This window comes from Bacillus sp. S10(2024), assembly GCF_050473865.1.
Lineage (GTDB): Bacteria > Bacillota > Bacilli > Bacillales > Bacillaceae_G > Bacillus_A.
Map to the genome: position 1 here is coordinate 1669462 of NZ_JBFLUR010000002.1, position 26938 is coordinate 1696399.

At 32.7% G+C, this 26938-nt stretch carries 23 protein-coding genes and 1 pseudogene; 5 read left to right on the plus strand and 19 right to left on the minus strand.

The window, feature by feature from the left end; genetic code table 11:
- Positions 1-3: 3 nt before the first annotated feature.
- Complete coding sequence (locus AB1280_RS08630) at positions 4-1155, minus strand: MFS transporter (protein WP_429755571.1); 1152 nt, start codon at positions 1153-1155, stop codon at positions 4-6.
- Positions 1156-1252: 97 nt separating this feature from the next.
- On the opposite strand from AB1280_RS08630, the gene AB1280_RS08635 reads away from it, so the two are divergent.
- On the plus strand, positions 1253-2104 hold the full coding sequence (locus AB1280_RS08635; protein WP_429755572.1) for a LysR family transcriptional regulator: 852 nt from the start codon (positions 1253-1255) through the stop codon (positions 2102-2104).
- Between the two features lie 47 nt (positions 2105-2151).
- On the opposite strand, the gene AB1280_RS08640 is transcribed toward AB1280_RS08635, so the two are convergent.
- From AB1280_RS08640 to AB1280_RS08700, 13 genes are all read right to left on the minus strand, one after another.
- The gene (locus AB1280_RS08640) at positions 2152-2280 is read right to left on the minus strand and encodes a hypothetical protein (protein ID WP_272190527.1); all 129 of its coding nucleotides are present in this window, start codon (positions 2278-2280) and stop codon (positions 2152-2154) included.
- 344 nt (positions 2281-2624) lie between these two features.
- A complete protein-coding gene (gene rfbG, locus AB1280_RS08645) occupies positions 2625-3707 on the minus strand; it encodes a CDP-glucose 4,6-dehydratase (RefSeq protein ID WP_429755573.1) in 1083 nt (360 codons plus the stop codon).
- 18 nt (positions 3708-3725) lie between these two features.
- Positions 3726-4685, minus strand: coding sequence for an NAD-dependent epimerase/dehydratase family protein (locus AB1280_RS08650; RefSeq protein WP_429755574.1), 960 nt, complete (start codon positions 4683-4685; stop codon positions 3726-3728).
- Between the two features lie 61 nt (positions 4686-4746).
- Positions 4747-6828: a glycosyltransferase gene (locus tag AB1280_RS08655; protein WP_429755575.1), complete on the minus strand. Its 2082-nt coding sequence runs from the start codon at positions 6826-6828 to the stop codon at positions 4747-4749.
- A 20-nt stretch (positions 6829-6848) separates the two neighbouring features.
- On the minus strand, positions 6849-7598 hold the full coding sequence (locus AB1280_RS08660; protein ID WP_429755576.1) for a sugar phosphate nucleotidyltransferase: 750 nt from the start codon (positions 7596-7598) through the stop codon (positions 6849-6851).
- Positions 7599-8082: 484 nt separating this feature from the next.
- Entirely contained in the window at positions 8083-9561 is a 1479-nt protein-coding gene (locus AB1280_RS08665) for an Lsa family ABC-F type ribosomal protection protein (protein WP_429755577.1), read from the minus strand.
- An 827-nt stretch (positions 9562-10388) separates the two neighbouring features.
- Positions 10389-10670, minus strand: a complete 282-nt coding sequence (locus AB1280_RS08670) for a HesB/IscA family protein (RefSeq protein ID WP_429755578.1) — start codon at positions 10668-10670, stop codon at positions 10389-10391.
- A gap of 43 nt (positions 10671-10713) precedes the next feature.
- Positions 10714-12474 carry an arsenical pump-driving ATPase gene (arsA, locus tag AB1280_RS08675; protein ID WP_429755579.1) on the minus strand — a complete coding sequence of 587 codons (1761 nt, stop codon included), beginning with the start codon at positions 12472-12474 and terminating at the stop codon, positions 10714-10716.
- Positions 12475-12492: 18 nt separating this feature from the next.
- Positions 12493-12852, minus strand: coding sequence for an arsenite efflux transporter metallochaperone ArsD (gene arsD / locus AB1280_RS08680; protein WP_429755580.1), 360 nt, complete (start codon positions 12850-12852; stop codon positions 12493-12495).
- Between the two features lie 70 nt (positions 12853-12922).
- Positions 12923-13327, minus strand: coding sequence for an arsenate reductase (thioredoxin) (gene arsC / locus AB1280_RS08685; RefSeq protein ID WP_429755581.1), 405 nt, complete (start codon positions 13325-13327; stop codon positions 12923-12925).
- A gap of 26 nt (positions 13328-13353) precedes the next feature.
- A complete protein-coding gene (gene arsB, locus AB1280_RS08690) occupies positions 13354-14409 on the minus strand; it encodes an ACR3 family arsenite efflux transporter (RefSeq protein WP_429755582.1) in 1056 nt (351 codons plus the stop codon).
- Positions 14410-14437: 28 nt separating this feature from the next.
- On the minus strand, positions 14438-14785 hold the full coding sequence (locus AB1280_RS08695) for an ArsR/SmtB family transcription factor (protein WP_429755583.1): 348 nt from the start codon (positions 14783-14785) through the stop codon (positions 14438-14440).
- A gap of 553 nt (positions 14786-15338) precedes the next feature.
- Positions 15339-16028, minus strand: coding sequence for a hypothetical protein (locus AB1280_RS08700; RefSeq protein ID WP_429755584.1), 690 nt, complete (start codon positions 16026-16028; stop codon positions 15339-15341).
- A 504-nt stretch (positions 16029-16532) separates the two neighbouring features.
- Here AB1280_RS08700 and AB1280_RS08705 point away from each other — a divergent pair.
- Positions 16533-16640: pseudogene (locus tag AB1280_RS08705) on the plus strand (helix-turn-helix domain-containing protein); the annotation flags it as partial.
- 227 nt (positions 16641-16867) lie between these two features.
- Here the strand turns inward: AB1280_RS08705 and AB1280_RS08710 are convergent.
- The gene (locus AB1280_RS08710) at positions 16868-17347 is read right to left on the minus strand and encodes a spore coat protein (protein ID WP_429755585.1); all 480 of its coding nucleotides are present in this window, start codon (positions 17345-17347) and stop codon (positions 16868-16870) included.
- A gap of 606 nt (positions 17348-17953) precedes the next feature.
- On the opposite strand from AB1280_RS08710, the gene AB1280_RS08715 reads away from it, so the two are divergent.
- Together AB1280_RS08715 and AB1280_RS08720 are read left to right on the plus strand one after the other, a co-directional pair.
- Positions 17954-18709: a YqcI/YcgG family protein gene (locus tag AB1280_RS08715; protein ID WP_429755586.1), complete on the plus strand. Its 756-nt coding sequence runs from the start codon at positions 17954-17956 to the stop codon at positions 18707-18709.
- Positions 18710-18916: 207 nt separating this feature from the next.
- Positions 18917-19540 carry a LysE family transporter gene (locus AB1280_RS08720; protein ID WP_429755587.1) on the plus strand — a complete coding sequence of 208 codons (624 nt, stop codon included), beginning with the start codon at positions 18917-18919 and terminating at the stop codon, positions 19538-19540.
- Positions 19541-19858: 318 nt separating this feature from the next.
- Here the strand turns inward: AB1280_RS08720 and AB1280_RS08725 are convergent, their stop codons facing one another.
- Both AB1280_RS08725 and AB1280_RS08730 read right to left on the minus strand, forming a co-directional pair.
- Positions 19859-21199, minus strand: coding sequence for an amino acid permease (locus tag AB1280_RS08725; RefSeq protein ID WP_429755588.1), 1341 nt, complete (start codon positions 21197-21199; stop codon positions 19859-19861).
- A 75-nt stretch (positions 21200-21274) separates the two neighbouring features.
- Complete coding sequence (locus AB1280_RS08730) at positions 21275-21433, minus strand: hypothetical protein (RefSeq protein ID WP_429755589.1); 159 nt, start codon at positions 21431-21433, stop codon at positions 21275-21277.
- 993 nt (positions 21434-22426) lie between these two features.
- On the opposite strand from AB1280_RS08730, the gene AB1280_RS08735 reads away from it, so the two are divergent.
- The gene (locus AB1280_RS08735) at positions 22427-22588 is read left to right on the plus strand and encodes a spore coat protein (protein ID WP_429755590.1); all 162 of its coding nucleotides are present in this window, start codon (positions 22427-22429) and stop codon (positions 22586-22588) included.
- 620 nt (positions 22589-23208) lie between these two features.
- Here AB1280_RS08735 and AB1280_RS08740 read toward each other — a convergent pair.
- Positions 23209-25353, minus strand: coding sequence for a DNA topoisomerase III (locus tag AB1280_RS08740; protein WP_429755591.1), 2145 nt, complete (start codon positions 25351-25353; stop codon positions 23209-23211).
- Between the two features lie 250 nt (positions 25354-25603).
- Positions 25604-26887, minus strand: coding sequence for an aminopeptidase P family protein (locus AB1280_RS08745; protein WP_429755592.1), 1284 nt, complete (start codon positions 26885-26887; stop codon positions 25604-25606).
- Positions 26888-26938: the final 51 nt, after the last annotated feature.

Below are 26938 nucleotides of genomic sequence, written 5' to 3' on the forward strand. Positions count from 1 at the left end.
ACATTACTGATTTAATTCTCTATACTTCTTTTTTGTTATTAAAATAATTTGCATTCCAATCGCAATTATTAATATATAAGCTGTAAAATACGGCAAATCTAAAGGAGGTATGTTATTTTCTAAAAATATACCATTTACCAGTGTTCCCATCGAACCAGCAAAATAATTAATAGAACTAAGCAAAGCAATAGAAATAGTAGCATGTTCAGGGCTTATTTCAATTAATGTTTTTTGTTGAGTCGCTAATCCGGCCCAGCCAGTCGCTCCCCAAAAAATTAAACAGATTGCTACCAAAATTGCTATGTGCTGAAAAATCCCCATACATATTAAAGATAAAAACATGATAACCATTAAAAATATTAATATGATTTTAGGCTTCTTATAGAAATCCATCACATATCCTATAATTAAGCTGCCGATGATGCCCCCTATCCCCCACATCCATATAAAGACTACGGATTTTTCAAATCCATAAGAAGCTATTATTAAATCTAAGTATGTATATAAACCTAAGCTACAAAAACTTAATATCGTCGTTATAAACATGACCAATGAAATAGCTTTGTTTTGAAACATCGCTAGTCGCTCTTTTAATGTTGGCAAATGGGTTGATTGTATTGCTGGAAACCTAAACAATAAGCCTAATATTCCCATTACACCGATTACAGCAATAAACCATATTGTCATTCGCCATCCATACATATCCGAAATATATATACCGAAAGGGACACCTATTACCGTTCCTGCACTCATTCCAAGTAATATCATTCCTAGCGCTCTACCTTTTTTGTTTTCATGAACGGCTGTAATAGCTGCCGATGATGCAAATGGTGAATACAAACCAGCACCTATACCTGCTATTCCTCTTGAAATTAATAACATAATAAAATTGTTAGTAATTGCACTTACCACATTAGCAAATACGAAAATAGACAACGCTATTAATAATATATGTTTTGCATTCGTTTTACTCATTATTGAAGCGAACAAAGGTGCTGCAAACGCATAACATAATGTAAATATACTTACAGTCTGCCCCGCTTTCCCTATAGATACATGAAATTCATCCGCAATACTTGGTAAAATCCCTGCCATTACATAAGCGTCTACCCCTAACGCGAACATGCCTATTGTTAATAAAAAGATCTTTCTCAAAGTCATCACCCTTTTGTAATTATTCCAATTTCTATCGTAAAGGGTATAATAAAATTAGTGAAATTAATATTTAGCATAGGAGGCATGAAATAAACTCATGACTATAGCAAGATACGAGGTACTCCAAAAAGTAGTTGAACTAGGAAATTTCACAAGAGCAGCTGAACAACTTAACATGACACAGTCCGCAGTAAGTCATGCTATTTCTAGTTTAGAAAAAGAATTTGGTTATCCTTTATTGCATCGAAATAAACAAGCAAAGATTCAAAAAACTGCTTTTACAAATCGAATCCTTCCTCATATACGACAAATTTTAAACAGCGAATCTATTATTAAACAAGAAATCTCTCTGCAAAACAAGCAATTAGAGGGCACTTTAAAAATAGGTGCATTTACAAGTGCAGCCTCTCAAATATTCCCCAAAATGCTCTCACAGTTTAAAGAGAACTATTCAGAAATTAAAGTGATACTATTTGAAGGCACTTACGTGGAAATTGTCGAGTGGATTCATAACAGCACTGTAGATGTAGGATTTATTATAGAAGAAAATACAAAAAAACAATTCCAATCAATACCTATTACAAAAGATGAAATTGTCTTAGGATTACCGGAAAATCATCCTCTTGTTAAAGAGAAAACAATTGATATAAAGACCCTCGCTAATATGGATTTTATTATGCCAAAGGGCCCCTATCAATCATTAGTTGTAGAAACTTTATCTGCTCATGAAGTATATCCAAACATTATATTAGAAGTATTGAATTGTGAAACGATTGTGAATATGATTTCACAAAACATTGGAATAAGCATGGGACCTGAACTATTTTTTCAATCTCATAAAAACATTGAAATAAAAAAACTAAAGCAAAAAAAATATCGCCAAATTAGCCTTGCATTTAAAGAAAATACACCTATAATAAATGCCTTTTTAATGTGTAATCAGTTATAACAATATACATAAGGCCATAAACAATGTGTTTATGGCCTTATGTATATTCACTTTCTCTTCATTTGTTTTGCTAATAATTGTTTTACCTCGTTATATGATAAACCAGAGTTCTTATTCAGACTCTTCACTTCATCAATATCAGTGCCGACAATTGTATACTTTTTTTCTTTATTCATGCTACACTTCCTTTTTAACAAATGAATTATATACTTTTTTATCAAATAGGATTCGTTTCTGTCAAAATATAAAATATACAGTATGTTCTCTTATCTATTCCCTAAAATGGAGACTCTTACTCTTCATTGCACTCCCTGTTTTTTATAATTCATCAAAATCAACATCAATGAATTAGGTAGTTCTCTTACTCTCAAGAACAGAAGTAAAAAAATGAATTCATTCGCTAAAAATAAACAAAACCTTGAATTAACGACTCTTTACAAGTTTACGTTACTCGAGGTTCCTTTTCACTCACGTTTTGATCATTGGCTTCCTAACATATAAAAGGTGCTATTCTCTTTACTTATGATTGACAATATTGCTGAATTTGCTTTACACATATCCCTCTCATGCTAGTATTTATATTATAATTTTTATACCATTCAACCGTTCTGTCTAATGCCTGTTGAAGAGACCACCTTGGGCTCCAATCCAGTTGGAATTTTGCTTTACTAATGTCAAGGTTCAATAATGAAGCTTCATGAAATTCTTCCTCTTGTACATCTACTATCCCCCAATTACCCGATCCCCAACTCTTTACTAAACGAATTACAACTTCTTCTACTGGGACAATGCAACTTGGTTTTGGCCCAAAGTTCCATGCCCCCGAAAAACGTGTTCCTTCTGTTAAAATTTTTTCAGTTAAAAGCAAATAACCACTTAACGGTTCCAAAACATGTTGCCAAGGGCGCACTGCATGAGGGTTCCTTATTATAATTTTTTGATTCGCTTCCAACGCACGTATACAATCAGGAATGATTCTATCTACAGACCAATCGCCTCCACCAATTACATTGCCTGCTCTAACACTGGCAATAACTTTATGATGGCGCTCATATTTTTTCTCTGGAAAGTAAGAATTTCGATAAGAAGAAATTAAAAGTTCACAACAGCCTTTACTAGAACTATATGGATCATGCCCACCCATAGAATCATTTTCTCGGTAGCCCCAAACCCATTCTTTATTTTCATAGCATTTATCACTAGTAACCATAATACATACTTTAACCGATTCATGTGTTCTAACCGCTTCTAATATATTTAGCGTTCCCATAACATTTACGTCGTACGTATATTTGGGATGATGATATGAATAGTTAACAAGTGATTGTGCTGCCATATGAAATACAATTTCGGGTTTATATTTACTAAAAACATCATTCAATTTATTAAAATCTCTAATATCTCCCCGTAAATCAATTATGTCTCTTTGGAGATCTGTTAGAACAAAATTATCCTTTTTATTTTTAGGGTCCAAAGAATATCCAATAACGGTCGCACCTAGTTCCCTCAACCATATCGATAACCAAGAACCTTTGAAGCCTGTATGTCCTGTAATGAGAACCCTTTTTCCGTGAAATACATTATTAAAATTATGATTTAACAAGCGGTTCACACCTTTAAACTATAAATTTGGATATAAATGCACATTACGTTTATACCATCTAATTGTTCTAATTATTCCTTCTTCAACACTTATTTTCGGTTCCCAGAAAAGAATCTTCTTAACTTTATTAATATTCGGCTTAGGAACCCACCTCTCATTTTCTCTATAAGGAAGCGCACCATAATTTGGTTGTTTATCCGTCTGTAAGTGCCTAAAGAGTAATTCTACATAATACTTTAATTGATGCACCTCACCACTCCCAATATTAAAAATATCATTCTGCACAGAATCATTCTCAATTGCTAGAATACAAGCGTCCACAACATTATCTATATAACAATAATCTCTCAATTGATTACAAAGAGTTAAATCCACATTCCTGCTTTGCAATGTTTGTAAAATGATGTGCGCAAAAAGTTTATTTGGTGCTTCCATTTCTCCAAATATGCCAAAAGGTCTAAGGGTTATTATGTTAATATTATTTTCACGAGCAATTTGATGAGCTATTATTGTAGCCGCCGCTTTACTACTTCCGTATATATCTACAGGAGTTAATACCATGTTTTCATCAATCAATTCACTCTTATCTCCATATTCCGAACTACTTCCTAAATTTATAATTTTTTTACAATCTACTAACTTAGCAGCTTCAATAACATTTATAGTCCCTATAACATTTGTTTCAATTGCACTCATATAGTCTTTATGAGTTGGATTCACACCGTATGCAGCAAAATGAAAAATATAATCCGGATGAAATTTTTTTATTATATTTTGAACTTGTATTTTATTTCGTATATCTGCCTTATACACTTCCACACTACTTAATGCGTTATTAAACCGCCATGAATTTGATGATTCTCTTGTCAAAATGCCTACATTTGCCTGAAGTTTTAATAACCTCTGTATTAAATGGGAACCAATAAATCCATATCCACCAGTAACAAGTATCTTACAATCTTTAAAAAGGATATTCATTATTATTTTCTTACACCCTTTTTTATAGTTTTTATATGAGCTAACGTCATATTTTAAAATTTCAATTATAGTTTAAATTTATCAGGGAAGTATACTGATAATAGTTTTTAACTGAAAATTTATGCGATGCTTCTACATATAATGGGGTGAGGTGCATTATAAGACTATTGTAGAGTATATGGCATGTGTTTCTTATGCTTTCGATGTAAGGAACGTAAATTTCTTTTAAAATTAATGGGGAAATTTTAAGATGTTCATGCTTCCATAAATCAAACTCATTCATATTAAAAATTTGCATGCTACCAAAATGAAAGGCAATTAATTCATCGTTAGTTACAAAAACCTTTTTGTTTTCTATTCTTATTGTATCTTGATTATTTAAAATGATATTCCACGGGGCGGCATTAATCCCTTTTTGATTTATGATTTTAATATTGGAATATAAATTAGGAATATGATTTAAATATTTTTGGTCTCCCCATCTATTAAATTCAACATCATACCTATCTTCGCAATATTCGAGACACTTATCTCTCCACCATTCTAAAATTTCCTTACCATTTTTATCATTTTTAAATCCAATTAAACCGGCTTGATACATACCATGTATATTTTCAAGTTCTGTTGTGCCCCTTTGTGGGCATAGAAAAACGGAATATTTCCACCATTCACGCAAAATTATGTTAGGGTTAGAAAAAAAGTACATATCTGCATCACAATATATAATGTGATCAACTTCGGGAAAATATTGCAATATATGAAGACATAATGGGGCTTTTAACGTCCAGCAATACTCTTTCAAGCTTCTTTGATTCTTTACATTTAGGAATTCTTGACTTTCTATCTCCTTAACGTGAATGAGAATAGCATGTTTTAACTGCAACTTTACTAAAGTTTGGTAAGTTACATCATCCATACAACAAATCCATACATTAAAGTTTTCTGCCTGATTTACTAGTGAATAATAACAGGTTAGCCCTTGAATAATATATTTTTGACTTATAATGAATGAAAAATTCAAGAAATTATTCCACTGATTCATTTGTCTTCTTAAATTTGAATTCTTATATGGGGTCATTGCTTCATTAATGTGTTTACTACTTAAAAGTTTATTTGCATCTTCACCAATTTTAAACTTTAATTCACTAAGAATGGAGTGAATTCGACTTAAATAAGGAGTGTAAATACAATCTAATATATTGTTAGGTATGTCAATTTTCCCTAAAGACCAAAGATCAAATTCATTTTCACTAAAAATTGTAATACATGCAAAATGATAAACAATTAATCGATCTGTCTCAATATATACTTCGTTTACATTTTTAGAAATACTAAAATTATTATTGTAAATACAATTCCATGGGGCTGTGTTTACTCCTAGATTTTTTGATATCTTTACCTTCGGAAAATAAATTGGAATATCATCCAAATATTTCTGATCTCCAAACCTTTCATTGTCAGGATTTGAACTACACCAATCCAAACACTTTTCTTTCCACCATCTTACACTTTTTAATCCGTAAGAATCATTTTTAAAGCCGATTAATCCTGCTTGATATTTACCATATGCTTGTTCTACCCAATCAAGATCCCTCTGCGGACAAAGAAAAACAGAATTCCCTCCCCATTCATCAAATATAACAGCGGGATTAGAGAAAAAATACAAATCACCATCACAGTAAAGAACGGATGGTAATTCAAAATTCACAAGTAAATATTCTATGAAAACAGGCTTCAAAGTCCAACAATACTCATTAACTTTTCTTTCTGCCTTAATACTTTTTAAACGATTATCCTCCACTTCTTCTACTCGTATAAGCATGACTTGATTCAAATTCATTTCCTTTAATATTGAATAAGCAACTGAATCAATACAACAAATCCACAATGTACACTCTTTTGTGTTCTCCATTAAAGATTGTTGTAAAGCAATTACTTTTAAAACATATTCTCTTCCTACTATGACGCAAAGATGCTTGCCTTGTCTAACGTTCTTATTAGAATCTAATTGAATATTTTTATTGACTGTAGAATGTGTGGACCTATTTTTGACAGGAAGTTTTCGAGATAGTTGAAAATTTATTTTTTCTTTAGAGGGAATAAATGGACGAGATACATTCCCTTTTCTATCATTAGAGTTCAATATCTTTTCACTCCTTTAAATTATTTTTTATGAGGATCCCAATTTTCATTGGCATCCTTCAAATCTTTTGGTGTATCCACACTAATCCAAAAACTATTATATTCGTAAACCGCTAGTTCGTTATTTTTTATTAAATTTTGCAATGGTTCTTCCTCAAGAATACACGTATCTTCATCACTTAAGTAATTAAATATCGCTTTATCAAATACAAAAAAACCTCCATTTATTAAACTATCAAGCAAAGGTTTTTCCTTAAATTCTGTGGCAATTCCGTTTTCAACCTGCAATAAACCATACTGACTATTTTTCCTAATGCCAGTCAGTGTTGCAACTTTTCCTTTTTCTTTATGAAATTTTATAAGCTCATTAATATCTATATGTGCTAATCCGTCACCATAAGTTAATAAAAACAGTTCATCTTGCACATGATTTTCAAGCCTTTTCAACCTTGCTCCAGTCATTGTTTCCATTCCTGTATCAATGAACTTTATATTCCACGATTTTTGTTCCTCAAGCAATTGATACTGATTTTTTTGAAGATCTAAAACAAAATCAGACTCTTTCCAATTATAGTTCATGAAATATTCTTTAATTTGTTCCCCTTTATATCCTAACGGCAATATAAATTCCTGATGTCCAAATTTACTATACCAGTTCATAATATGCCAAATGAGAGGCTTTCCCTGTACCCGAACTAGTGGTTTAGGAACATCTTCTAAAATCCCCTGCATCCTTAGTCCTTTCCCCCCACACAAAATTATGACTTTCATAAAATCTCTCCTGACACGATTGATTTATACAGTTATTTTAAAGATATGCAGCCAATGTATAAGCTGTATACACTTATGTACCATAAGGACAAGTTTCACGTTTTCTTTTCATCTGAAACATCTCATGTTTAATTTATTTCATCCCCCTTACCTTTTGGGTAATATCATTACAAATAAAAAACAAAGCATGAATTACTGTTTTTTCATGCTTTGTTCCTGATTTTCACATAGTCCTTTATCCTGACTTAAACTCATGTCCTTGTATAAAAAAGCTTTTTACTAAAATAGTAGGAAAACCTTATGGTCTTATATCATATTCCCGTTTATGAGTGCATTCTGTAAATATGTATCCTACTTTTCCTGTTAAAAAGCCTAATTTCTCAATTTATTGTAGAGAAATTAGGCTTTTTTCATCACTCCATTAAAGCACCCTATAGTTTAATGACTTAATTTACTGATTATATCTTCAATCATTCACTTTGAACTATATAGATATAGTTTTTGTTGCAACTGTTTGTTGAAATGCCTTATCATGCTCAACAATAACCATTGTGGGATTAAATTGTTGAATAAGCTCTTCAATCTGCATACGCGAATAAATATCAATAAAATTTAATGGTTCATCCCATATATATAAATGAGCTTTTTCACATAAACTTTTAGCGATAAGCAGCTTTTTCTTTTGTCCACCAGAATAATGAGATATATCTTTCTCAAATTGAATTCGGTCAAAATCCATCTTACGTAGGATGGATTTAAATAACGTCTCATCAATCTCGTTCTCTTCAATAAAGTCCGATAACGATCCCTTCAAATGAGAAGTATCTTGCCCGACATAGGAAATGATGAGTCCTGAACCTAAATTAACTGAGCCTGTATGCTGTATTAGGTGTCCTAGAATGAGTTTTAGGATACTACTTTTCCCGCTTCCATTCTTTCCATCAAGTACAATTCGGTCCCCTCGTTCAACTATAAAGCTAATTGGTTCATTTACTATTTGGTCAACATACTTAACAGACACATCAGCCAAAACAACCAATTCATTTGACTGAAATTTTAATTGTTCTAATTTTAACAACTCAGTTTTCTCCACATTTTTTAGTAATTTTGACTTTTCTTCAATAGCTTTTTGTTGCCTTGAGTCAAGGCTCTTCGCTCTCTTCATCATCTTGGCCGCTTTATGTCCTACAAAACCCTTATCTAACTTAGATCCTGAATTCCTTGTTCCATTTTTGGAAGCTTCCACTTGATGAGACCAATCTGCTGAACGCTTTGAAGACTGTTTTAATCTCCCTATGTCTTTTTGTAGACGCTCATTTGTAGCCTCTTCGTGCTCCTGCTGTCGATCAAAATTTAACTTCCAAGAAGAATAGTTACCACTTTGAACTTCAATATTTGCTCTATTTATAGATAAGATATGATCAACGCATCCATCTAAAAAGATTCTGTCATGTGAAATTAAAATAAACCCTTTTTTCTTCCTTAGATAATCAGAGACCATCTTTCGTGCATCAGTGTCTAGATGATTTGTTGGCTCATCAATTAATAGAAATTGATCCTCATTCAAAAACAGTGCAGCAAGCAACACCTTTGTCTGTTCCCCATTTGATAATGTTTTAAATGGTCGGTACATAACCTCGGCATCAACATTTAAATAGGATATTTCACGCAGGAATTCCCAATCTTCTGCTTGGGGACAAATTTCTTCAAGAATTTCATGAGTGAACTTGTTCTTATCCGAAACTGGGTAAGGGAAATAATTAAATTCTACCGAAGATGTGATTTTCCCACTATACTCATAATTACCTAATAATAAATTAAAGAATGTCGTTTTACCTCGTCCGTTTCTACCAATAAACCCCAGTTTCCAATCTGTATCTATTTGAAAGTTTACACCTTCAAAAATATTATCAAAGCTACCTGGGTATGAAAAAGTTAAGTCTTGAACCTTTATCATTGACATAATAATTCCTCCTTTATATATCAACCCTTTTCATATAAAGTCGGAATATCCATCAATTTATTAATTCCTCCATATAAGCGTGATGGATATTAGCGACTTATATAGAGCATTACATGTGTAACAATAGTGTCTGAATTACTCATTTTTCTCTCCCCTTTATTTGTTCGGTTACAGTTACAGATTAATAAATATCAACTTACCTATAAGAGAATAAAAAAACCTCCCAATTTGTAATTGGAAGGGTTAGTCTTTCACTTATACTTAATAAGTCCTTATTAATCATTGGAATTATGACAGATAAAGTATGAACTGATTTATAAAAAATGGATAGACTAACCCTATATTTTGTAGTTTGAAGTTATTAATTTCAAATTAAAATATAGATTAGTTAATCATTATTCACTCATCAGTCCTCTCATAATTCTATTTTTAGGGTAACATTCTTTTTTATAGAATGCAATATCACAATTATCTTCATCTCAAATTACTGCTAACTACTTCTTTAGAATCAACAATGTATATTCTTTCTTTCTTTATACTTCCCCTTCCATAAAAACCTTAACCCTAAATTGTGTGACTTTAAAACAAAATTTGATCAAAATGGACTCTTTTCTTTTTGAATGGACAATTCATGTGATAAAAATCCAAATTCCTTTAAAATTCTTCGATCAAAGAGATAAAGCATCGCATCATTTTTATAAACATCGCAACTTTGTTCAAAGCTTCGTGTCTTTCTTACAACCATCGTGACTTTTTTTCAAACCCCAACTTTTCCTTTTACGAGTTCGTGAAAGTTAGCCATGTTTGTTAGTCTCGTTAATTATTATTTAGCAACAATTGGATCCACCGCTTATCACAAGACCTGGACCTTGTTGATCTTCTACATAGTCTAAAGTTAAATTATTAACAATTTCAGCTACCTTTGAATCCATTGCAACCTCAATACCATTTACGATTTGTTTCACATCATTTTCTTGTGCCTTTTCTAAACTAATACCGTAGTTTGGACTACAGCATCCAGCACCTTCAAATGTAAAACGTAGTGTTGACACATTGTTTTCTTTCATAGCATTCTCAATAAACTCTTTTGCTTTATCTGTAATGTTCATTTCTATTTCTCCTCCTCAAAGTAATGTAACTACTTGAAACCTTTTACTTTACTAAAGCTTTAAGCTTCTCATATCCCACAATATCTTCCGATTGCCAAGGAATGATAACACAATTATTTTGTGATTCCTTTTGAACCTCTTGAATCCACTGCACTTCAGACTGTGCCCTTCCTCTTAACACTGGATTGCTTGTATGTGTTGCATAAAAACTTTGATTAATAACCCACCATTTTGGATTAATATCTGCACGTTTTAAGTCTTCTTGTAGACGACTTGCTTCATGTACTGGTGTAGCCTCCGCTAATGTTACGATGACAACACTTGTTTCCTCAGGATTACGAAGACGTGGTAATAAATTTTTCACAGACTGTGGTACTTCACCAGAAGAGCGTACAATTTCCTTATGATACGTTTGTGTCGCATCCAACAACAATAATGTATGGCCTGTTGGCGCTGTATCAATTACCACGATTTCATCATTTGCTTTCTCAACAATGTCAGCTAAAGCACGGAAGACTGCAATTTCCTCTGTACAAGGGGAACGCAAATCTTCTTCTAAATAAGCTAAACCTTCTTCATCTACCATTTCTTTTGCTTGCTCAATGACTTCCTTACGATAATTTTCTACTTCTATCTTCGGATCAATTCGACTAATCGTAATGTTTCCTTGTTCTCCATGCATAACATAATCAATATGAGCTGCCGGATCTGTTGTTGTTAAATGTACATATTTTCCATTTCCGGCCAAACCAACTGCAATTGCTGAAGCTATAGTTGTTTTTCCTACTCCGCCTTTTCCCATTGTAAAAATAACTCTTTTTCCTGTCTTAGAGAGATCTGCAATTAAAGTTTGAAGAGTAGGTACAGCAATCTCTTGTTGTTCTTCATCTAAAATGGAAATATTCTCTATTGGTTGAACCAACTTTCTCATATTCTCTATTCCAGTAACATTAAACGGCACTAATGGAATTTCATAGGTTGGAAGACCTTTCAGTTCTTCTGCCATGTTTTCTAATGCAAGTAATTGTCTTGTAAACAACGCTTTAGAGACAGCATCATTTTGCATATAATTTGTAAGAATACCATTCATCAGTAAGTATTGATTACTAATTCCAATTTCTTTCAACTCTTTAGCTGCTCGTTCTGCTTCTTGCAACGGAGAACTATCAGGACGTGTCACAAGTAATAATGTTGTTTGTTTCGGATTAGATAGTGCTTGAACTGTTTGACTATATAACTCTTTTTTATCTCCAAGACCTGCCAATGGTCCTAAACAAGAAGCCCCATGTGTACTTTCTTCTAGGAATCCACTCCAAGCCGTTGGAAGCTGAAGAAGACGTAACGTATGACCAGTTGGTGCTGTATCAAAAATAATGTGATCGAATTTCGTTGTTAACTCTTTATTTGTAAGTAACGTGGAGAACTCATCAAATGCTGCAATTTCTACTGTACAAGCTCCAGATAATTGCTCTTCCATCGTAGCAATCACCGTATCTGGCAATTTCCCACGGTATGGGCCAACAACCCGTTCTTTATATTCATAAGCGGCTGTTTCTGGATCCAGGTTAGCTACTTGTAGGTTTGGAACATTAAGAATTACTTTCGGCTTGTTGGTTAGTTCGATTTCAAATACATCTTGTAGGTTCGAAGCGGGATCCGTACTAATTAATAAAACTCGTTTTCCCATATCAGCTAACGTAATGGCTGTTGCACAAGCAGTTGATGTTTTCCCTACGCCACCTTTACCAGTAAAGAATAAAAAGGGTGTAAATGTCATACTATGTGGATTAAATAGGTTTGCCATTGCCGTTCACTTCTTTCTTTATTTTTTTACATTAAGATTTAAACGTACCTTTTGCTTCTGACTTAACTCTTCTTCTGTTAAGTTTGTGAGTTGTGCTAACTCTTCAATTGTTAAATGCGTTTTTTCTTTTACTATTTTTCCATCTATTAAAGTAACAGGTAACACTTCTGGCCCTTTTTCCATTAATAACTGACTAATGACACTGTTATTAGCAAAAGCATCTGGTTCACTTGCAAGATTATAACGAGTCACATCAATACCTTTATTCTTCAAATTGTTAACAGCCACTGAAATTCGAATTAATTCAGGATCAACACTCGGTCCACAAACTCCTGTAGAACAGCACATCGCAGGATCAAAAATTTCGATTTTTTTCATCTTTGAGTTCTCCCCTTTTTTTACAAAATGGGCCGAGAAAAATTCTCGGCTATTTATATACGATTTTCAATTATTCACCTGTTTCAGCAAACTTTTTAATACGCGCACCAATTTCATCACGTACACGTTGGAATACAGACCAATCTTGACCTGCTGGGTCATCAAATCCCCAATGAACGCGTTTTACATGTGGAGGTGTTGTCGGGCAAACATCATTCGCATGACCACAAAGCGTTACAACAAGGTCAGCTTTATCTAAAATGTCGCGATCAATAATATCAGATGTTTGGTCAGTAATATCAATAACTACTTCATTCATTGCTTTAATGGCATTTGGATTGACTCCATGTGCTTCAATCCCTGCAGACAGTACATTCCATTTGTCACCTAAATATTTTTTACCCCAAGCTTCAGCCATTTGGCTACGGCAAGAGTTACCTGTACATAAGAAGTAAATTGTTTTTTTGTTTTCCATGATAATTCCACCTTTATTATGAACTTCTAGTTTGATTGTGTTTGGAAGTATTTACGCTGGAACCATAATGCGACATTTACAAGAGCAATCATAACGGGAACTTCGACTAAAGGCCCGATAACTGCTGCAAAAGCTGCACCAGACTGAATTCCAAATACACCTACAGCTACAGCAATCGCCAATTCAAAATTATTACTTCCAGCTGTAAACGCTAATGTTGTCGTTACTCCATAACTTGCACCAATTTTTCTGCCCATAAAGAAAGAAACAAAGAACATAATTACAAAATAAATGAGCAATGGAATTGTAATACGTACAACATCAAGTGGTACACTAACAATGACCTCACCTTTTAAGGAGAACATCACAATAATTGTAAATAATAATGCGATTAATGTAATTGGGCTGATTTTTGGAATGAATACTTTTTCATACCATTCTCGTCCTTTCGTTTTTACAAAAATCAAGCGTGTTAGCATTCCAGCAATGAATGGAATTCCTAGATAAATAAAGACTGATTTTGCAACCTCTACCATTGTGATATCTACAACAGCACCTTCAATTCCTAACCATTCTGGAATGACTGTTACAAACACATACGCATATACCGAGAAAAATAACATTTGGAATATAGAGTTAAAAGCAACTAATCCCGCTGCATACTCTGTATCACCTTTCGCTAAATCATTCCATACGATAACCATTGCAATACAACGAGCTAATCCAATCATAATTAGTCCCACCATATACTCTGGTTTATCTGGTAAGAATATGATTGCTAAAACAAACATCAGAACCGGACCAATAATCCAGTTTTGTACAAGTGATAGTATGAGTACCTTTACATCTTTAAAAACACGCCCCATCTCTTCATAGCGAACTTTAGCAAGTGGAGGATACATCATTAAAATTAATCCAATGGCTAGTGGAATAGACGTTGTCCCTACCTGTAAACGATTCATTCCATCAACGAATCCAGGCGATAGATATCCAACCCCAATCCCTACTGCCATCGCAAGAAAAATCCATAAGGTTAGATATCGATCCAAGAAAGACAGACGTTTTTTCCCCGTGTTGCTCATTCTTCTCACTTCCCTTTCTATTTAATTGCTAACAACCACACCGAAGTGTAGGATTACTCTTCTCAATTTGTTTGATTTTTTCTATTTGGTTTGGTACATGTTCTAGAATATCTTCCAAAAGCATGTATAAATCACTTGACTGATTTAAAGAATAATAAATCCATTGACCTCTACGCTCTTCTTGTACTAAGCTTAAGTCCTTTAGCTTTCGAAGATGTTGACTGATAGAAGGCTGACTCATATCGAATACTTCAAGAAGTTCGCATACACAACACTCACGTTGTTTAAGAATCGATACAATTGTTAGTCTCGTTTTGTCTCCTAAAAGTTTCAACAATTGTGATACTCTTGTTAACTCTATAACTATTTTTTCCATATCCACACCCACCTTTTTATAATTAAATAAGCATATACTTATATGTTGAGCAGAATTTAAACGTTACATTCGTTAAAAGGATTTATTTTTAATTTCCTCTCCTTCGAAATAAGCATATAATTAACTGCTTATATAATCAACTGAAACACTCATTCTTCACAAAATTTTCACAATGATAAATAAGCATTCTACAACTGTACTAACGACATACTTTTTTCCTATCTAACAAAATATAAAAAGTAAATGTTATAGGTCCCGTTAGAAAAACAAAAATTAGCCATATTAGAAAATACTACTAATTTTATTTTTCTGATATTCAAGCGTAACATATGTACACATGAGAATAATCAAAAGATATATACCTACAATGAGCAAATGTACGTTTTAAAAGCACGTTCAAAAAAGAAGATAACCATCTCATATATAGGTGGCTATCTTCTTTTTTGTATATTAGCGGGCCTTCCGTCAGTTGGGATGAAGAATCACTGATGGAAGTTTCACTTTATATGAAAGGATATTATTATTCTCAAATGGATAGTCGCATATGTGAATCCTATTTCAATTTCTGTTCAATCTTGTCATGTATCAATTCGATTTTTTCAGGCAGTACAAATAAATATTCGATCAGGACTTCCAATAATTCTGTTAATAAAACAATCGTTTCATCGTCAATTTCTTGCTTTAGTTCAAGCATTTCATAAAAAGGACTGTCCGGATGAACAAGGTGTCCGATATTTTGAATTGGTTTCGTTAAATCAACATGTTTTGGAAATTTCTCGAATTGCTGGGAAAGAGACTGCCCATTCGTTTTCTCCCCAAGGAAATGTTTGAGGATACCTTCAAGAACTCGTTTTGACATTACTGCAGTAGCAGAATGATCTTTTGACTGACTAATATTTAAGGTAGAGCGATATGATTTGAGCAGATCTATCGGGATTTTTTTGTTGTGTTCGAGTCGATGTAAAGGATCTTTTGAAGCTGAAGGATTATACATATAGATATCTACTTCATTGATTTGATCTGAACAATTATGAAACATAATGACAAACTCTGATGGTTTTTTACATTCAGAACAAAGCCCTTCTGCGAATAATCCGCTTTTTTTCACTTGGTAAAAATTCGCTTTCAACGCAAATTCACTTGATTTACCGCAATTTGGACATTGGCTTTTAATATTTTTTGGCACTTTTAAATATCCATACTGGGTATAAGATAAAATGGCTTCTGGCAATATTCTTTTCATTTAAACCTCCTATGAAACACAATCCTAATTTGTAGCTTACCTGATAACTACTCAGTCACCCCATGAAAATATAAGATAATTGGAGAATTTTAATGAAAAAATATGTTTATCTGTTTTATCACAAGATGTAGTAGTATTGCACATGTCTTTGTTACAGCAAGAAAACAGACCAAAATTTAGCCTGTCAAACTCCTAAGTCAAAGGTATAGTCGAATTTTATAATTGATAATACAAATTTCTTCGTTGATATAAAAAGTATAACTTTTAAAAAGATGTTTGCAAGATGTAATAAATGGAACAGAGGTTATTGATAATGCGCGTATGTAACAAAGCATAAGTGAATATATAAATTCAGTTTAACTTTTCGACATCTAAGTCGCTGCTATGAATACACCATAGAGTTAGTATAGTCATATGGCCACAACTTATTTAAGTCCTTACAATGGGGGTCAAGGAGGAAGTGTCCGTATGACAACCAAGAAATTTAATGAAGAATTTTAAAAAATGGTTGTTGAATTATATCATTCAGGACAACCTGTCAAACAATTAAGCAGTGAGTATGGCGTATCAGAGGTAACCATTTATAAATGGATTAAAATATATTCTCCTATGATGAAGATGAAAAGAGCAAACTCTTTTTTCGATTATGCTCTTTAGTATATAGAGTTACTAAAAAATTATTATCCTCATAAAATTCTGTATCCTTTCACGCAACGTTTTTAAATTCCTCATCAAACCCTACTTACTTTATGAAAGGAAAGGAAATTACCTTTAAATAATCACCTTTTTATATTACTTTGTGCTAGTTTCATGCCAAAGATAATTTCCATAGCAATGTATTAATATTGCATTTGTATTGCCTTTTGCACATTTTGCACATCATTTTTCAATAGCTGATTAAGATCATAGGATGGATAGTAACCTCGTTCATACATATAATTAAAAACTTGCGCATGTAATTGGATAGCACCATTTATTTGACGAGTTAAAACCTCTCTAAGTCGTGGTGTTGCTGTTTCAGTAATGGCTATTGCATAGTTTCGAACGGATGTTTTTGCAAATCCAAGTAAATCCCCAGCATAAAATCCAATGTCTTCACGCTGCTGTGATTGAACCTCAGGAGCATAGGAATAAAACTGCACTAACTCTTTTAAATTGTTTTGTATAACGTTTATTGCTTTAATATATAACGATTGAAGTGCTTGATCAGATATGTTTCTAACTGATTTTTTTAATTTAATAAGACCGTTTGCTTGAAATGCAACTAATTCGTGCAAGTCTAGCGTTTCATGCCAAGCTAAATGATTAGGATAAGCCATAAATAGTCCCCCTTAAAATTCATTCACATTACATTATGCACCAAAGTTTAAAAAGGGCTTATTCTATAATAAATAAATTAGCTTAACTTACATTTTTTTATTTGTTCAATAAAAAATCATGATACAAATTAATAAATTACCCATTCTAACATAACAATGTATAGATGTTCAATTCTAACAACGGTCTTGAACAACTTAGCAATTTGAATTCATTTAATATCCTACTACACTGTATTTTTATTTTTTCTTTATTTTTCCCTTTTTAACTTTTACAGTTATCTCCACACCTTTACAATCTATAAATTGGATTTTTTCTTCCTTATCATTTTCCATAACGATACACCCTTTCTTATTGTGTTATAAACATATTATTCAAAAAAATTTGACGGGAACATTGTACCTTCATTTTATATATACTTTTCAAGTATCATTTAATCGTAATGGTTCGTATCAAGAGAAAAAATAATAACAGGAACCTTCCAATTAAATTCCAACAACATTAATTTATTATAATAAATCCTAAAAACATAAATTATAATCTAGTCATTCACCTATTCTTCAAATAATTAATACGCTATATATCATTGCTCTTGGAGGGAATAAAGTATGATTACACTTTACGATAAAAACTCTCTACAAAGGGACATTACTACTCTTCCAGCTTGGCAACAAAATGCATTCCATTCTTTTATTTTAAAAATGACCGATAAAGGTAGGCCTTTTCCTTGTATCCCTGCACAACATGGTTTTACATTCAATCACCTTAGATATGGATTTATAGATGATCCTAGAACACCAAATGCTAGCGAACAATTCGCAAAGTTACTTAAGACATACACAGAATGTTCTAAAGACACAGGTAAATATGCCTCTCTTATTCTTTTTATTGAAACACCAACAGAGCTTGTTGAAAAAGCTACAATTCAAAACTTTGAACATATTTATTGGTCGCTTCTTAATCAAACTAGCATATTAGACGAGAAAGAATGGCCCAAGCATATCCCTAATGATCCTTTGGAAAACACATGGGAGTTTTGTTTCCATAATGAATCTTATTTTGTTTATTGCGCTACTCCTGCCCATGTTAAGAGACAGAGCAGACATTTCCCCTGTATGATGCTTGCTATAACTCCTCGATGGGTGTTACAAGAAATTATGAAATCTCACAAATATAGTCGAAAACTAAGAAACTTAATACGCCAACGTTTAACTACCTATGACAAAGCTCCCATTCACCCTTCTCTTAAAAGCTATGGCCAGCAAGAAAATTATGAATGGCAACAATATTTTTTGCGTGATGACGAAACAATTCCATCAAAGTGCCCATTTTCCCGAATCATGAATTTTTTACAAAAAAAGTGAATTATAATTATAAATTTCCTAATTAGGTTTATGAATTGCTACATTCGCTTTAAATAGGTAATTACTCAATATTTCGAGCTCCTCTATTTAGTAAGCTGCATGAATTATATGCTTTAATATCAAGACATTTATTATTTAGTTGTACAAACATTGACTACTGAATAGATTAAGTATAGATAAAGATTTAGTGGGAGGAGCTTGTTATAAGTGGGCATATTTTTAAGCTACGTTTTCTTAGGGTTATCATTATCTGCTCCAATCGGGCCGATTAACGCTGCACAATTAGAAAAAGGTATTAGAAGTGGTTTTTTTCACGCATGGATTCTTGGCATAGGTGCCTTAATAGCAGATATTTTCTATATGATACTTATTTATTTAGGTGTCATTCATTTTCTTGAAGAAAATATTATCAAACTCTTCCTATGGTGTTTCGGAGCTTTTGTTTTGATTTATACAGGTATAGAAAGTTTAAGAGGTGCTAATGAAATTAGTATCACAAGATCTCAAAATAATGATTCCATTATTAAAACCTTTTTTTCTGGCTTCTTTATGTCCTTATCTAACCCATTAACCATTTTATTTTGGCTTGGAATTTTCGGATCTATATTAGCCAAGGCTGCTTCCTCTTATAATAAAGAACAGCTTTTGTTATACAGCATAGGTATCATTTTAGGTATACTTTTATGGGATCTTACCATAGCAAGTACTTCTAGTATTTTCCGTAAAATGTTAGATGCGCGCTTGTTATCTATAATTACAGTCATATCTGGAATTTCACTTATTATTTATGGCATATACTTTGGTTTTCAAGCATTTCAAATTATTTTCTAATAAATTGAAAATCTCATCAATGGGGGTTCTTTAGCCTCCACTGATGGAAATCCCACCCAATCGGGCTTTTCCGGGCATTTGTCCCCCCACCAATTTTCTTCGTATCTCTTTAAATTTTGAGGTGGGGGTCTTACTGCCTACAGATAGTGGTATAAATAACCAATCGTGTGTGAACCGTTTAAAGAATAAAGAATTGCTACATATGTAAGCAACTCACATTTAAATTATAAATATACTCTAATATAATTATTACTTTGAAAAAGAAGCCGACTGAATCTACACTGCTGTATAATTCAACATCTTATCATTTCATGCAAATTACACAGTTCCTTTTCTCTTCCATAAAAAATGCATGAAGATTGTCGCCCCTATGATAATAGCTAGGAATAAAAAACTGACCATAAAGCCTAATCGGATTGTTTTTTGAAATATTGTTCCACTTATAGCCAATACAATAACAGTTAGACCTATAATGCTTTTGAGCCGTCCCCATCCTTTAGGATTCATTAACTTCTTAAAAGATAGAAGAATTAAAATCCAAGTATACAACAACATCAAACCAGCCGCTGTTGTTATGTACTCATATATACTTTTTGGAAGCAATAAAGCTGTAATAATTGAAGCTCCTAGCCCAATTACGATAAGTATGAAAGCAGGTAAAGAGATATTCTTCTTCCCTTTTTTGGAAAATACGGCTGGTGCATCTCCTTCTTCAGCTAAATTTATTAATACACTATTTACTGCAAACAAAGAACCAACCAATGTTGAAAATCCAGCTAAAATTAAAATGATATTAAAAATGAAAGGAATATACGGTAAATTATAGTCCTGTAAAGCTATTACAAATGGGCTCTCTTTCATATTAAATTGATTAATTGGAACCATTATTATAGCTAATCCTATAGATAACATATAAACAATTGTCAAAAGGAACAACATTACCTGTCCTGATTTAGTTGCATCCTTAGGCTCCTTAAGCCGCGTTGCCATTAGCCCCATAATTTCAACACCTCCAAATGCATAAAAAGCATAAATCAGAGCTGACCAAGAACCTAGCACACCTTTTGGAAAGAATTCCTTTATATTTTTAGGAAGTTGCGGCCTATGAATTCCGCCATGAATGAATCCAAAGATAATCATAATTGCTATTATTATAAACCCTACAATAGCTATCACCTTGATTATTGCAATCCAATTTTCCAAACGTTCAAAAGCTTTAGTACCAATAAAAATGACCATTAAAGCCGCTATTCCATAAATAGAAATAAATATCCAAAGTGGAATATTAGGAAACCAATATCGCGAAAATATTCCTAATGCACTTAGTTGACTACCCATGATTAATAGTTCGGAAGACCAATATGTCCATCCGTGCGAAAATCCTGCCCAATGTCCAAATGCTTTTCTGGAGTATGTACGAAAAGAACCTTTTTGCGGATCTGCTATTGTCATTTTTGCTAAAGCTTCAAATACAGTATAGGTAGTAAAACCTGCTAAAATAAGCACGAGTACAATTGAAGGTCCAGCTAGTTTAATTGCTATACTTAATCCGAGAAAAAAACCCGTTCCTATTGTACATCCAATGCCAATTAGTGATAGCTGCCACCATGTTAAATCTTTCTGCTCTTTCATTTCATTTTCACTATCATGACAAGCCATTCTTTATCCTCCTTGAACATACCTACTCGTTCTACCCTTACATTTCATAAACATTGTACTCTTTATACAAACTCCTCAATCTCCAACTTTATCCAATGTACTCTTATCTTTATCTAAATATTTTTTTGAAAGTGTTCTAATGACTTCTTCAATATCACGAGCCTTAATGTTATGATTTACTACTAATTCAGTACCTACTGAAATTTCAACTGTATATACCGCTTCATATTTCATTCATTTCACTCCTTACTTTTTTTATTAATCAACAACTCTTTATCTGCTACTCATTCCAACTTTGTAAATTGTATAAAATTAGTTTTGACACATATATAAATTTTCCATGGCTATATCCCCTATTCAAATTTTTTGCCCCGTCCTAATTTAAATGTTGGTTTAAAATAAAATTAAACTCTTTGTTACTATAAAAAAATTCATAGCAAGTAGGTATCTACAAAGATACTTTATCCCTACAATTAATATTCGAGTAAGTCGTCCAATTGAAAACAATTCCAAAATACACTACCTAGTTAGGTATAGTATGTACTGACTAAAAGATCATTATGAATTTGTTGCTACCTTATTTTTCATCAAGCTTAGTCAATCATTTAAAAGAAAGTTACTAATTCAATTATGGAAAATTCGATCTTTTTTATAACTTCTTCTGTTTTATCTGGGCCTCTCCAATAATCATTATTCATAATTCTTCTAATAAGACGATCATCTTATATTTGTCGATATTAATGGGATAAAAGATTACATGATAGAAAACGATTTAATCGCTTATAATCCAGATATTATTTTCTTATTAAGTGACGTTAGAAAACAGGATTTATATATAATTAATGAAATATTTTATGTGGGGAATTTGAAGGATTAGGGGTCAACTTAAGGATAGAAACAAAATGAAATTTAGTTCAAATAAAAAACTCTTAAAACAATTTTTCTCCTTAAAAAGGTTCGCATCGAAATATATCTATATATATCGAATATCATTTTTTAATGTTGAGAGTAAGTTAAAATCAGTTATCAAAAAAGCCTTTCTACAAAATTGTGGAAAGAAGACTAATGTAATCTATTATTTACTAAAAAATATTGTGAAAATTTTTTGAAAAATGATACTTGTCCTAACCATATCTGTTCTATTTCATATAATGATGCTAGTTAGATAATACTAACTACTAATTTAAACCCAATTTGGAGGGATATTGGAATGGATGATTTAAAAAAATGATTTCTTCAACACTTGACGGAAAACAAAATAGCGAAATGTTCGATCTATTAATTTCAAATATTTTAAATAGAAATGGTATAACAGATTCATCTCTAAAAAAATTACCCGTAGAGAAAAAAGAACAAATCAAAAAAATCTTTTCTGAATTACAAAATTAAATTAATAATATTTTAGATTAAAATGTTTTATAAAGATAATTTAACTTTCCTAGCAAGGTTGTAAATAAAATACTTCCCCATCTCTCCCTCCTATTGGGATTTTTGACTCGAAGCTTTGTTAAACTAACTAAACCTTTGTAAACCCATCATATACAAAGAAAGATTTTTCTATTTATTTATAGCGAATGTATTATTAACATCATATAGGAATTTATAACAGTATCCTTATTAAACTAAATGGATAGAGTTTAATAAGGATACTGTTAATTTAAATAATTGCCTATTTAGGGGGAAAATAGGCATTTTATAAACTTCAATTATTATAGGAAGAATCATTGGCTTTCTTTTAATAAAATTGACATGCTTTTTATCATATATTTCGTAACAAAATTGTATTAGTCTGCAACTTTTTTGCAACTCTACAACAATTCATTCTTTTGCTTACTGACTTATTTGTATTTAAACAATGTGATTTATTCTTATCGCTTCTTTTTCCTAACTCGACATTTTATCAAAATAATAACAAAAACTTATTATTTCCTTTTAAGTCTTTTCTAGTCTAATTAATTTTTCCTCAACACATTTTTATCCAGTAAAGAACTTTTTTATTTGTTGACATCTCACTTCTCAAACACAAAATTAATCTTATTATCTTTCCACTCTAACTTCGCGTCAAACGTTTTATCGTTCTTCTTAAAGCCTTTCATTAATTCTGTTTGTTCACCTTTTAGTAGCCTCTTCATGTTCTTTTGCGAAATCGTTTTTCCTAATATTTTCTTTGAAATTGTAAAATCACATTTCGTTGTATTATAGTTCGAGCATCCATAAAAAGTAGATTTATCAATGACATCCCCATCACATTTTTTACATGTCCCTACCTTTTTACCAACTGTAAATTTTGAATTGGAGCGTTCAATCGATTCTACGTGTAATCCCGTAAAATCCCATTTCTCAGACATTTCAATTGCATCTTCAATAATTTTTGCTGAGAGCTTTTTTGTTTGTTCCATAAATGTAGCTGGTGACGCTGTACCTTCTCCTATTTCTGCAAGGCGCTGCTCCCATTTTGCTGTCATTTCTGGTGAAGCTAATATTTTATCACCAATTGCAGTTATGAGTACCTTCCCTTTATCAGTGGCGTACACTTGGTTTTTCTTTACCTCAATATACTTTCGATCTTTCAGCATTGTAATAATACCAGCCCGAGTTGCTTCAGTACCTAAACCTTCTGTCTTTTTCAAGACTTTTTCCAGTTCTTCATTTTCTAAATACTTCCCAGCCGTTTTCATTAACGTAATAAGCTGACCTTCTGTATATCGTTTTGGCGGCTGTGTTTTTCCTTCTTTCACTTTCACCTTAACAACTTTGCCTTGTTCCCTTTCTTGTACAATAGGAAGAATTGCTTCTTCATCTTTATCATCTTGAAAAATGACTTTACGCCATCCTTCTTGAATTTGCTGCTTTCCTTTCGAAACGAATTCAGCACGACCATCAACAAGTGTTGTAATTGTAGTGTAGTCAAAAATCGCAGCTTCATAATGCGCTGCAATTAATCTTCTTACAATCATATCGTAAATTTTTCTTTCATCGCCTGATAATTTATTTGGATTCGTTACTTGTTCTGTTGGAATAATTGCGTAGTGATCTGTAACCTTCTTTTCATTTACATAACGCTTATTATTCATAATAGAAGGAATTGGCGCTGGCAATACATCCTTATATTCTTCAAACTGACTTAATTTCTGTAAAATATCAGGAAACGTAGCAGCCTCGCCTTCTGTTACATAGTTAGAATCCGAACGCGGATACGAGACAATTCCTTTTTGATATAATGCTTGTGTTATATCAAGTGTTTTCTTTGGCGAAAATTTAAATGCTTTATTCGCTGTTGCTTGTAACGATGACAAGTTAAATAAAAACGGCGGCTGAAACTCTTTCCGTTCTGTTTTCATTTCTTTCACTTCAGCCGGTTTATTTTGACAAAATGCAGCAATTTTATTTGCCATATTTGGGTCCTTTAGGCGTGACTCATTATCTTGTTCCCACTTACCTTCATATTTTTTTCCTTCTATACTAAAGGTTGCGAACACTTCCCAAAATGGCTCCGATTTAAAGTTTTCAATTTCTTTCTCACGTTTCACAATTAATGCAAGTGTTGGAGTTTGAACACGCCCCGCAGAGAAAACATCATTCATTCCTTTTTTCTTTAGTAAAATGCTAAAAACACGAGAAGCATTCATCCCAACTACCCAGTCGGCACATGACCGTGTGTATGCTTCGTAATAAGTATTCACCGTATCAGCTTCATCAAGTAAGCTTTTAAACCCTTGATAAATTGCTTGCTTCGTTAAGGAAGAAATCCAAAGGCGTTTCATCGGTTTTTGTACGTTACAAAGATTAATGATATTCCGTACAATTAATTCGCCTTCGCGCCCAGCATCTCCCGCATGAATAATTTCCGTCACTTGCGGATTATGTAACAGCTGTTTCACAACATTAAATTGCTTATACTTTGACTTTGTTACTTCAAACTGAAAGCGTTCTGGAATCATTGGCAACGTATCTAATGACCATTTTTTCCACTCTGCATGATAATGTTCCGGGTTACATAACTGCGTTAAATGACCAATTGCCCATGTACAGTAAGCCCCGTTCGGAAACAATTCATTCGCCTCTACTTCTAAATAGCCATCTTTCCGCCTGTATTTAAATTGAGAAACAAGCGCCAAACCTTGATCTGGTTTCTCGGCAATAATTAATTTCATTTTAAAACTCCCTATCTACATTCCAGTATTGCTTCAATAATATCTCTTTAAATTCCATATAAATTCTTTAAAGCCTTCACAAATTTTCATAAATAATTATAACCTATAATCTTGTATACCCTACTATAGACTTTTAATATTATACGCTCAATTTTAGTACCTTCACAATAAGAACTCATTATATAACATATTACTTAAATTCTAAAACAACATGAAAAAAGACGCCTCACATTAGGCGCCTTCGCTCTTCTTATTTTACAACGATCTGTCTATCCTTCACATTTGGGTTGTGTACTCTCATGAAATCCTCAATCTCTTCAACCGTTCGGATTATGTCCTTTGACAGATTTTCATATCCATTTTCGGTAACAAGAATATCATCTTCAATACGAATTCCAATTGCTTCTTCTTCAATATATAGGCCAGGTTCCACTGTAATGACCATGCCAGCTTCGAGTACTCGATCTTTGTACGAACCTACATCATGAGTATCTAAACCGAGGAAATGGCTCACTCCATGGTAATAATAATTGGAGAGTTCTGAGTCTTCTTGGATTAAACCAATTTTCTTACATTCTTCTGTGAACACCTTTTTCGTATGTTCATTTAACGCAGAGAATTTTAATCCAGGCCTCATAAGCTCAGTTGTTTCCCTCAACGCCTTTAATACAATATTGTAAATCTGTTTTTGGCGATTCGAAAATGTTCCGTTCGCTGGGAATGTAAAGCTAATATCAGCATTGTAGTAATCCTTTTGAGCTCCAAGATCAAGCAGCACTAAGTCACCTTTATTAATTTTAGAATCATTGTCTTCATAATGCAGTACCGTTGCATTTTTCCCACCTGCTAAAATCGTATTAAATGCATGATTCTTAATACCAGCTGATTTTAGTGTAAAATCAAAATGGGCTTCTAATTCATATTCCATCTGATCCTCTTTCGCATGCTTAAGTACATTGTAAATACCTTCTTTTGTAACCATAATTGCTTCTTTTATCTTTTCAATTTCTTCATCTGTTTTAAATACGCGTAATTCAGAAATATTCGGATAAACGTTACCGATTGTAAGGTGTGGATAACGTTCCCTTACCTGTTTGGCGAATGTTAATGTCCGTGTCTCTGTCCCTGCCCACTCACGACGTTCTAAATCTAAATACACGTGCTGAACTTGTTCTGTAAAAAACGTTCTCTCTATTGATGATTCAAAACTGTCTAAGTACACAACCGTTTTTATCCCTGAAATAGCTTCTGCTTCTTCTTTTGAAATTGTTTTGCCTACCCATTTTTCAAGAACCGGATCTGCCTTCTCAATAAAGAGCATTTCTTCTACTGTTTCACCTACTTTTTTTAACACAAAAATAACGTTCGCCTCATCAATACCGGTCATATAATAGAAGTTTCTGTTTGGCACAAATTTATAATGGTAATCAGCCGACTTATGAGGCGCCTGGCCAGCAAATAGAATGGTAACAGATTCATCCGGCAATGTTTCTATTAATCTTTTTCGATTTCCAATAAAAAATGATTGTTTCATAACAATCCCCCTTAAGTTCTATAAATCCCCTCAAAACTGTCTATCCAGTTT

Bases quoted from the DNA above. Each gene is read 5' to 3' on its own strand.
- AB1280_RS08635 (WP_429755572.1), top strand. From the start codon at position 1,253: ATGACTATAGCAAGATACGAGGTACTCCAAAAAGTAGTTGAACTAGGA.
- AB1280_RS08640 (WP_272190527.1), bottom strand. From the start codon at position 2,280: ATGAATAAAGAAAAAAAGTATACAATTGTCGGCACTGATATTGATGAA.
- AB1280_RS08650 (WP_429755574.1), bottom strand. From the start codon at position 4,685: ATGAATATCCTTTTTAAAGATTGTAAGATACTTGTTACTGGTGGATAT.
- AB1280_RS08660 (WP_429755576.1), bottom strand. From the start codon at position 7,598: ATGAAAGTCATAATTTTGTGTGGGGGGAAAGGACTAAGGATGCAGGGG.
- AB1280_RS08665 (WP_429755577.1), bottom strand. From the start codon at position 9,561: ATGTCAATGATAAAGGTTCAAGACTTAACTTTTTCATACCCAGGTAGC.
- AB1280_RS08670 (WP_429755578.1), bottom strand. From the start codon at position 10,670: ATGAACATTACAGATAAAGCAAAAGAGTTTATTGAGAATGCTATGAAA.
- arsA (WP_429755579.1), bottom strand. From the start codon at position 12,474: ATGGCAAACCTATTTAATCCACATAGTATGACATTTACACCCTTTTTA.
- arsD (WP_429755580.1), bottom strand. From the start codon at position 12,852: ATGAAAAAAATCGAAATTTTTGATCCTGCGATGTGCTGTTCTACAGGA.
- arsC (WP_429755581.1), bottom strand. From the start codon at position 13,327: ATGGAAAACAAAAAAACAATTTACTTCTTATGTACAGGTAACTCTTGC.
- arsB (WP_429755582.1), bottom strand. From the start codon at position 14,409: ATGAGCAACACGGGGAAAAAACGTCTGTCTTTCTTGGATCGATATCTA.
- AB1280_RS08695 (WP_429755583.1), bottom strand. From the start codon at position 14,785: ATGGAAAAAATAGTTATAGAGTTAACAAGAGTATCACAATTGTTGAAA.
- AB1280_RS08700 (WP_429755584.1), bottom strand. From the start codon at position 16,028: ATGAAAAGAATATTGCCAGAAGCCATTTTATCTTATACCCAGTATGGA.
- AB1280_RS08710 (WP_429755585.1), bottom strand. From the start codon at position 17,347: ATGGCTTATCCTAATCATTTAGCTTGGCATGAAACGCTAGACTTGCAC.
- AB1280_RS08715 (WP_429755586.1), top strand. From the start codon at position 17,954: ATGATTACACTTTACGATAAAAACTCTCTACAAAGGGACATTACTACT.
- AB1280_RS08725 (WP_429755588.1), bottom strand. From the start codon at position 21,199: ATGGCTTGTCATGATAGTGAAAATGAAATGAAAGAGCAGAAAGATTTA.
- AB1280_RS08730 (WP_429755589.1), bottom strand. From the start codon at position 21,433: ATGAAATATGAAGCGGTATATACAGTTGAAATTTCAGTAGGTACTGAA.
- AB1280_RS08735 (WP_429755590.1), top strand. From the start codon at position 22,427: ATGATTTCTTCAACACTTGACGGAAAACAAAATAGCGAAATGTTCGAT.
- AB1280_RS08740 (WP_429755591.1), bottom strand. From the start codon at position 25,353: ATGAAATTAATTATTGCCGAGAAACCAGATCAAGGTTTGGCGCTTGTT.
- AB1280_RS08745 (WP_429755592.1), bottom strand. From the start codon at position 26,887: ATGAAACAATCATTTTTTATTGGAAATCGAAAAAGATTAATAGAAACA.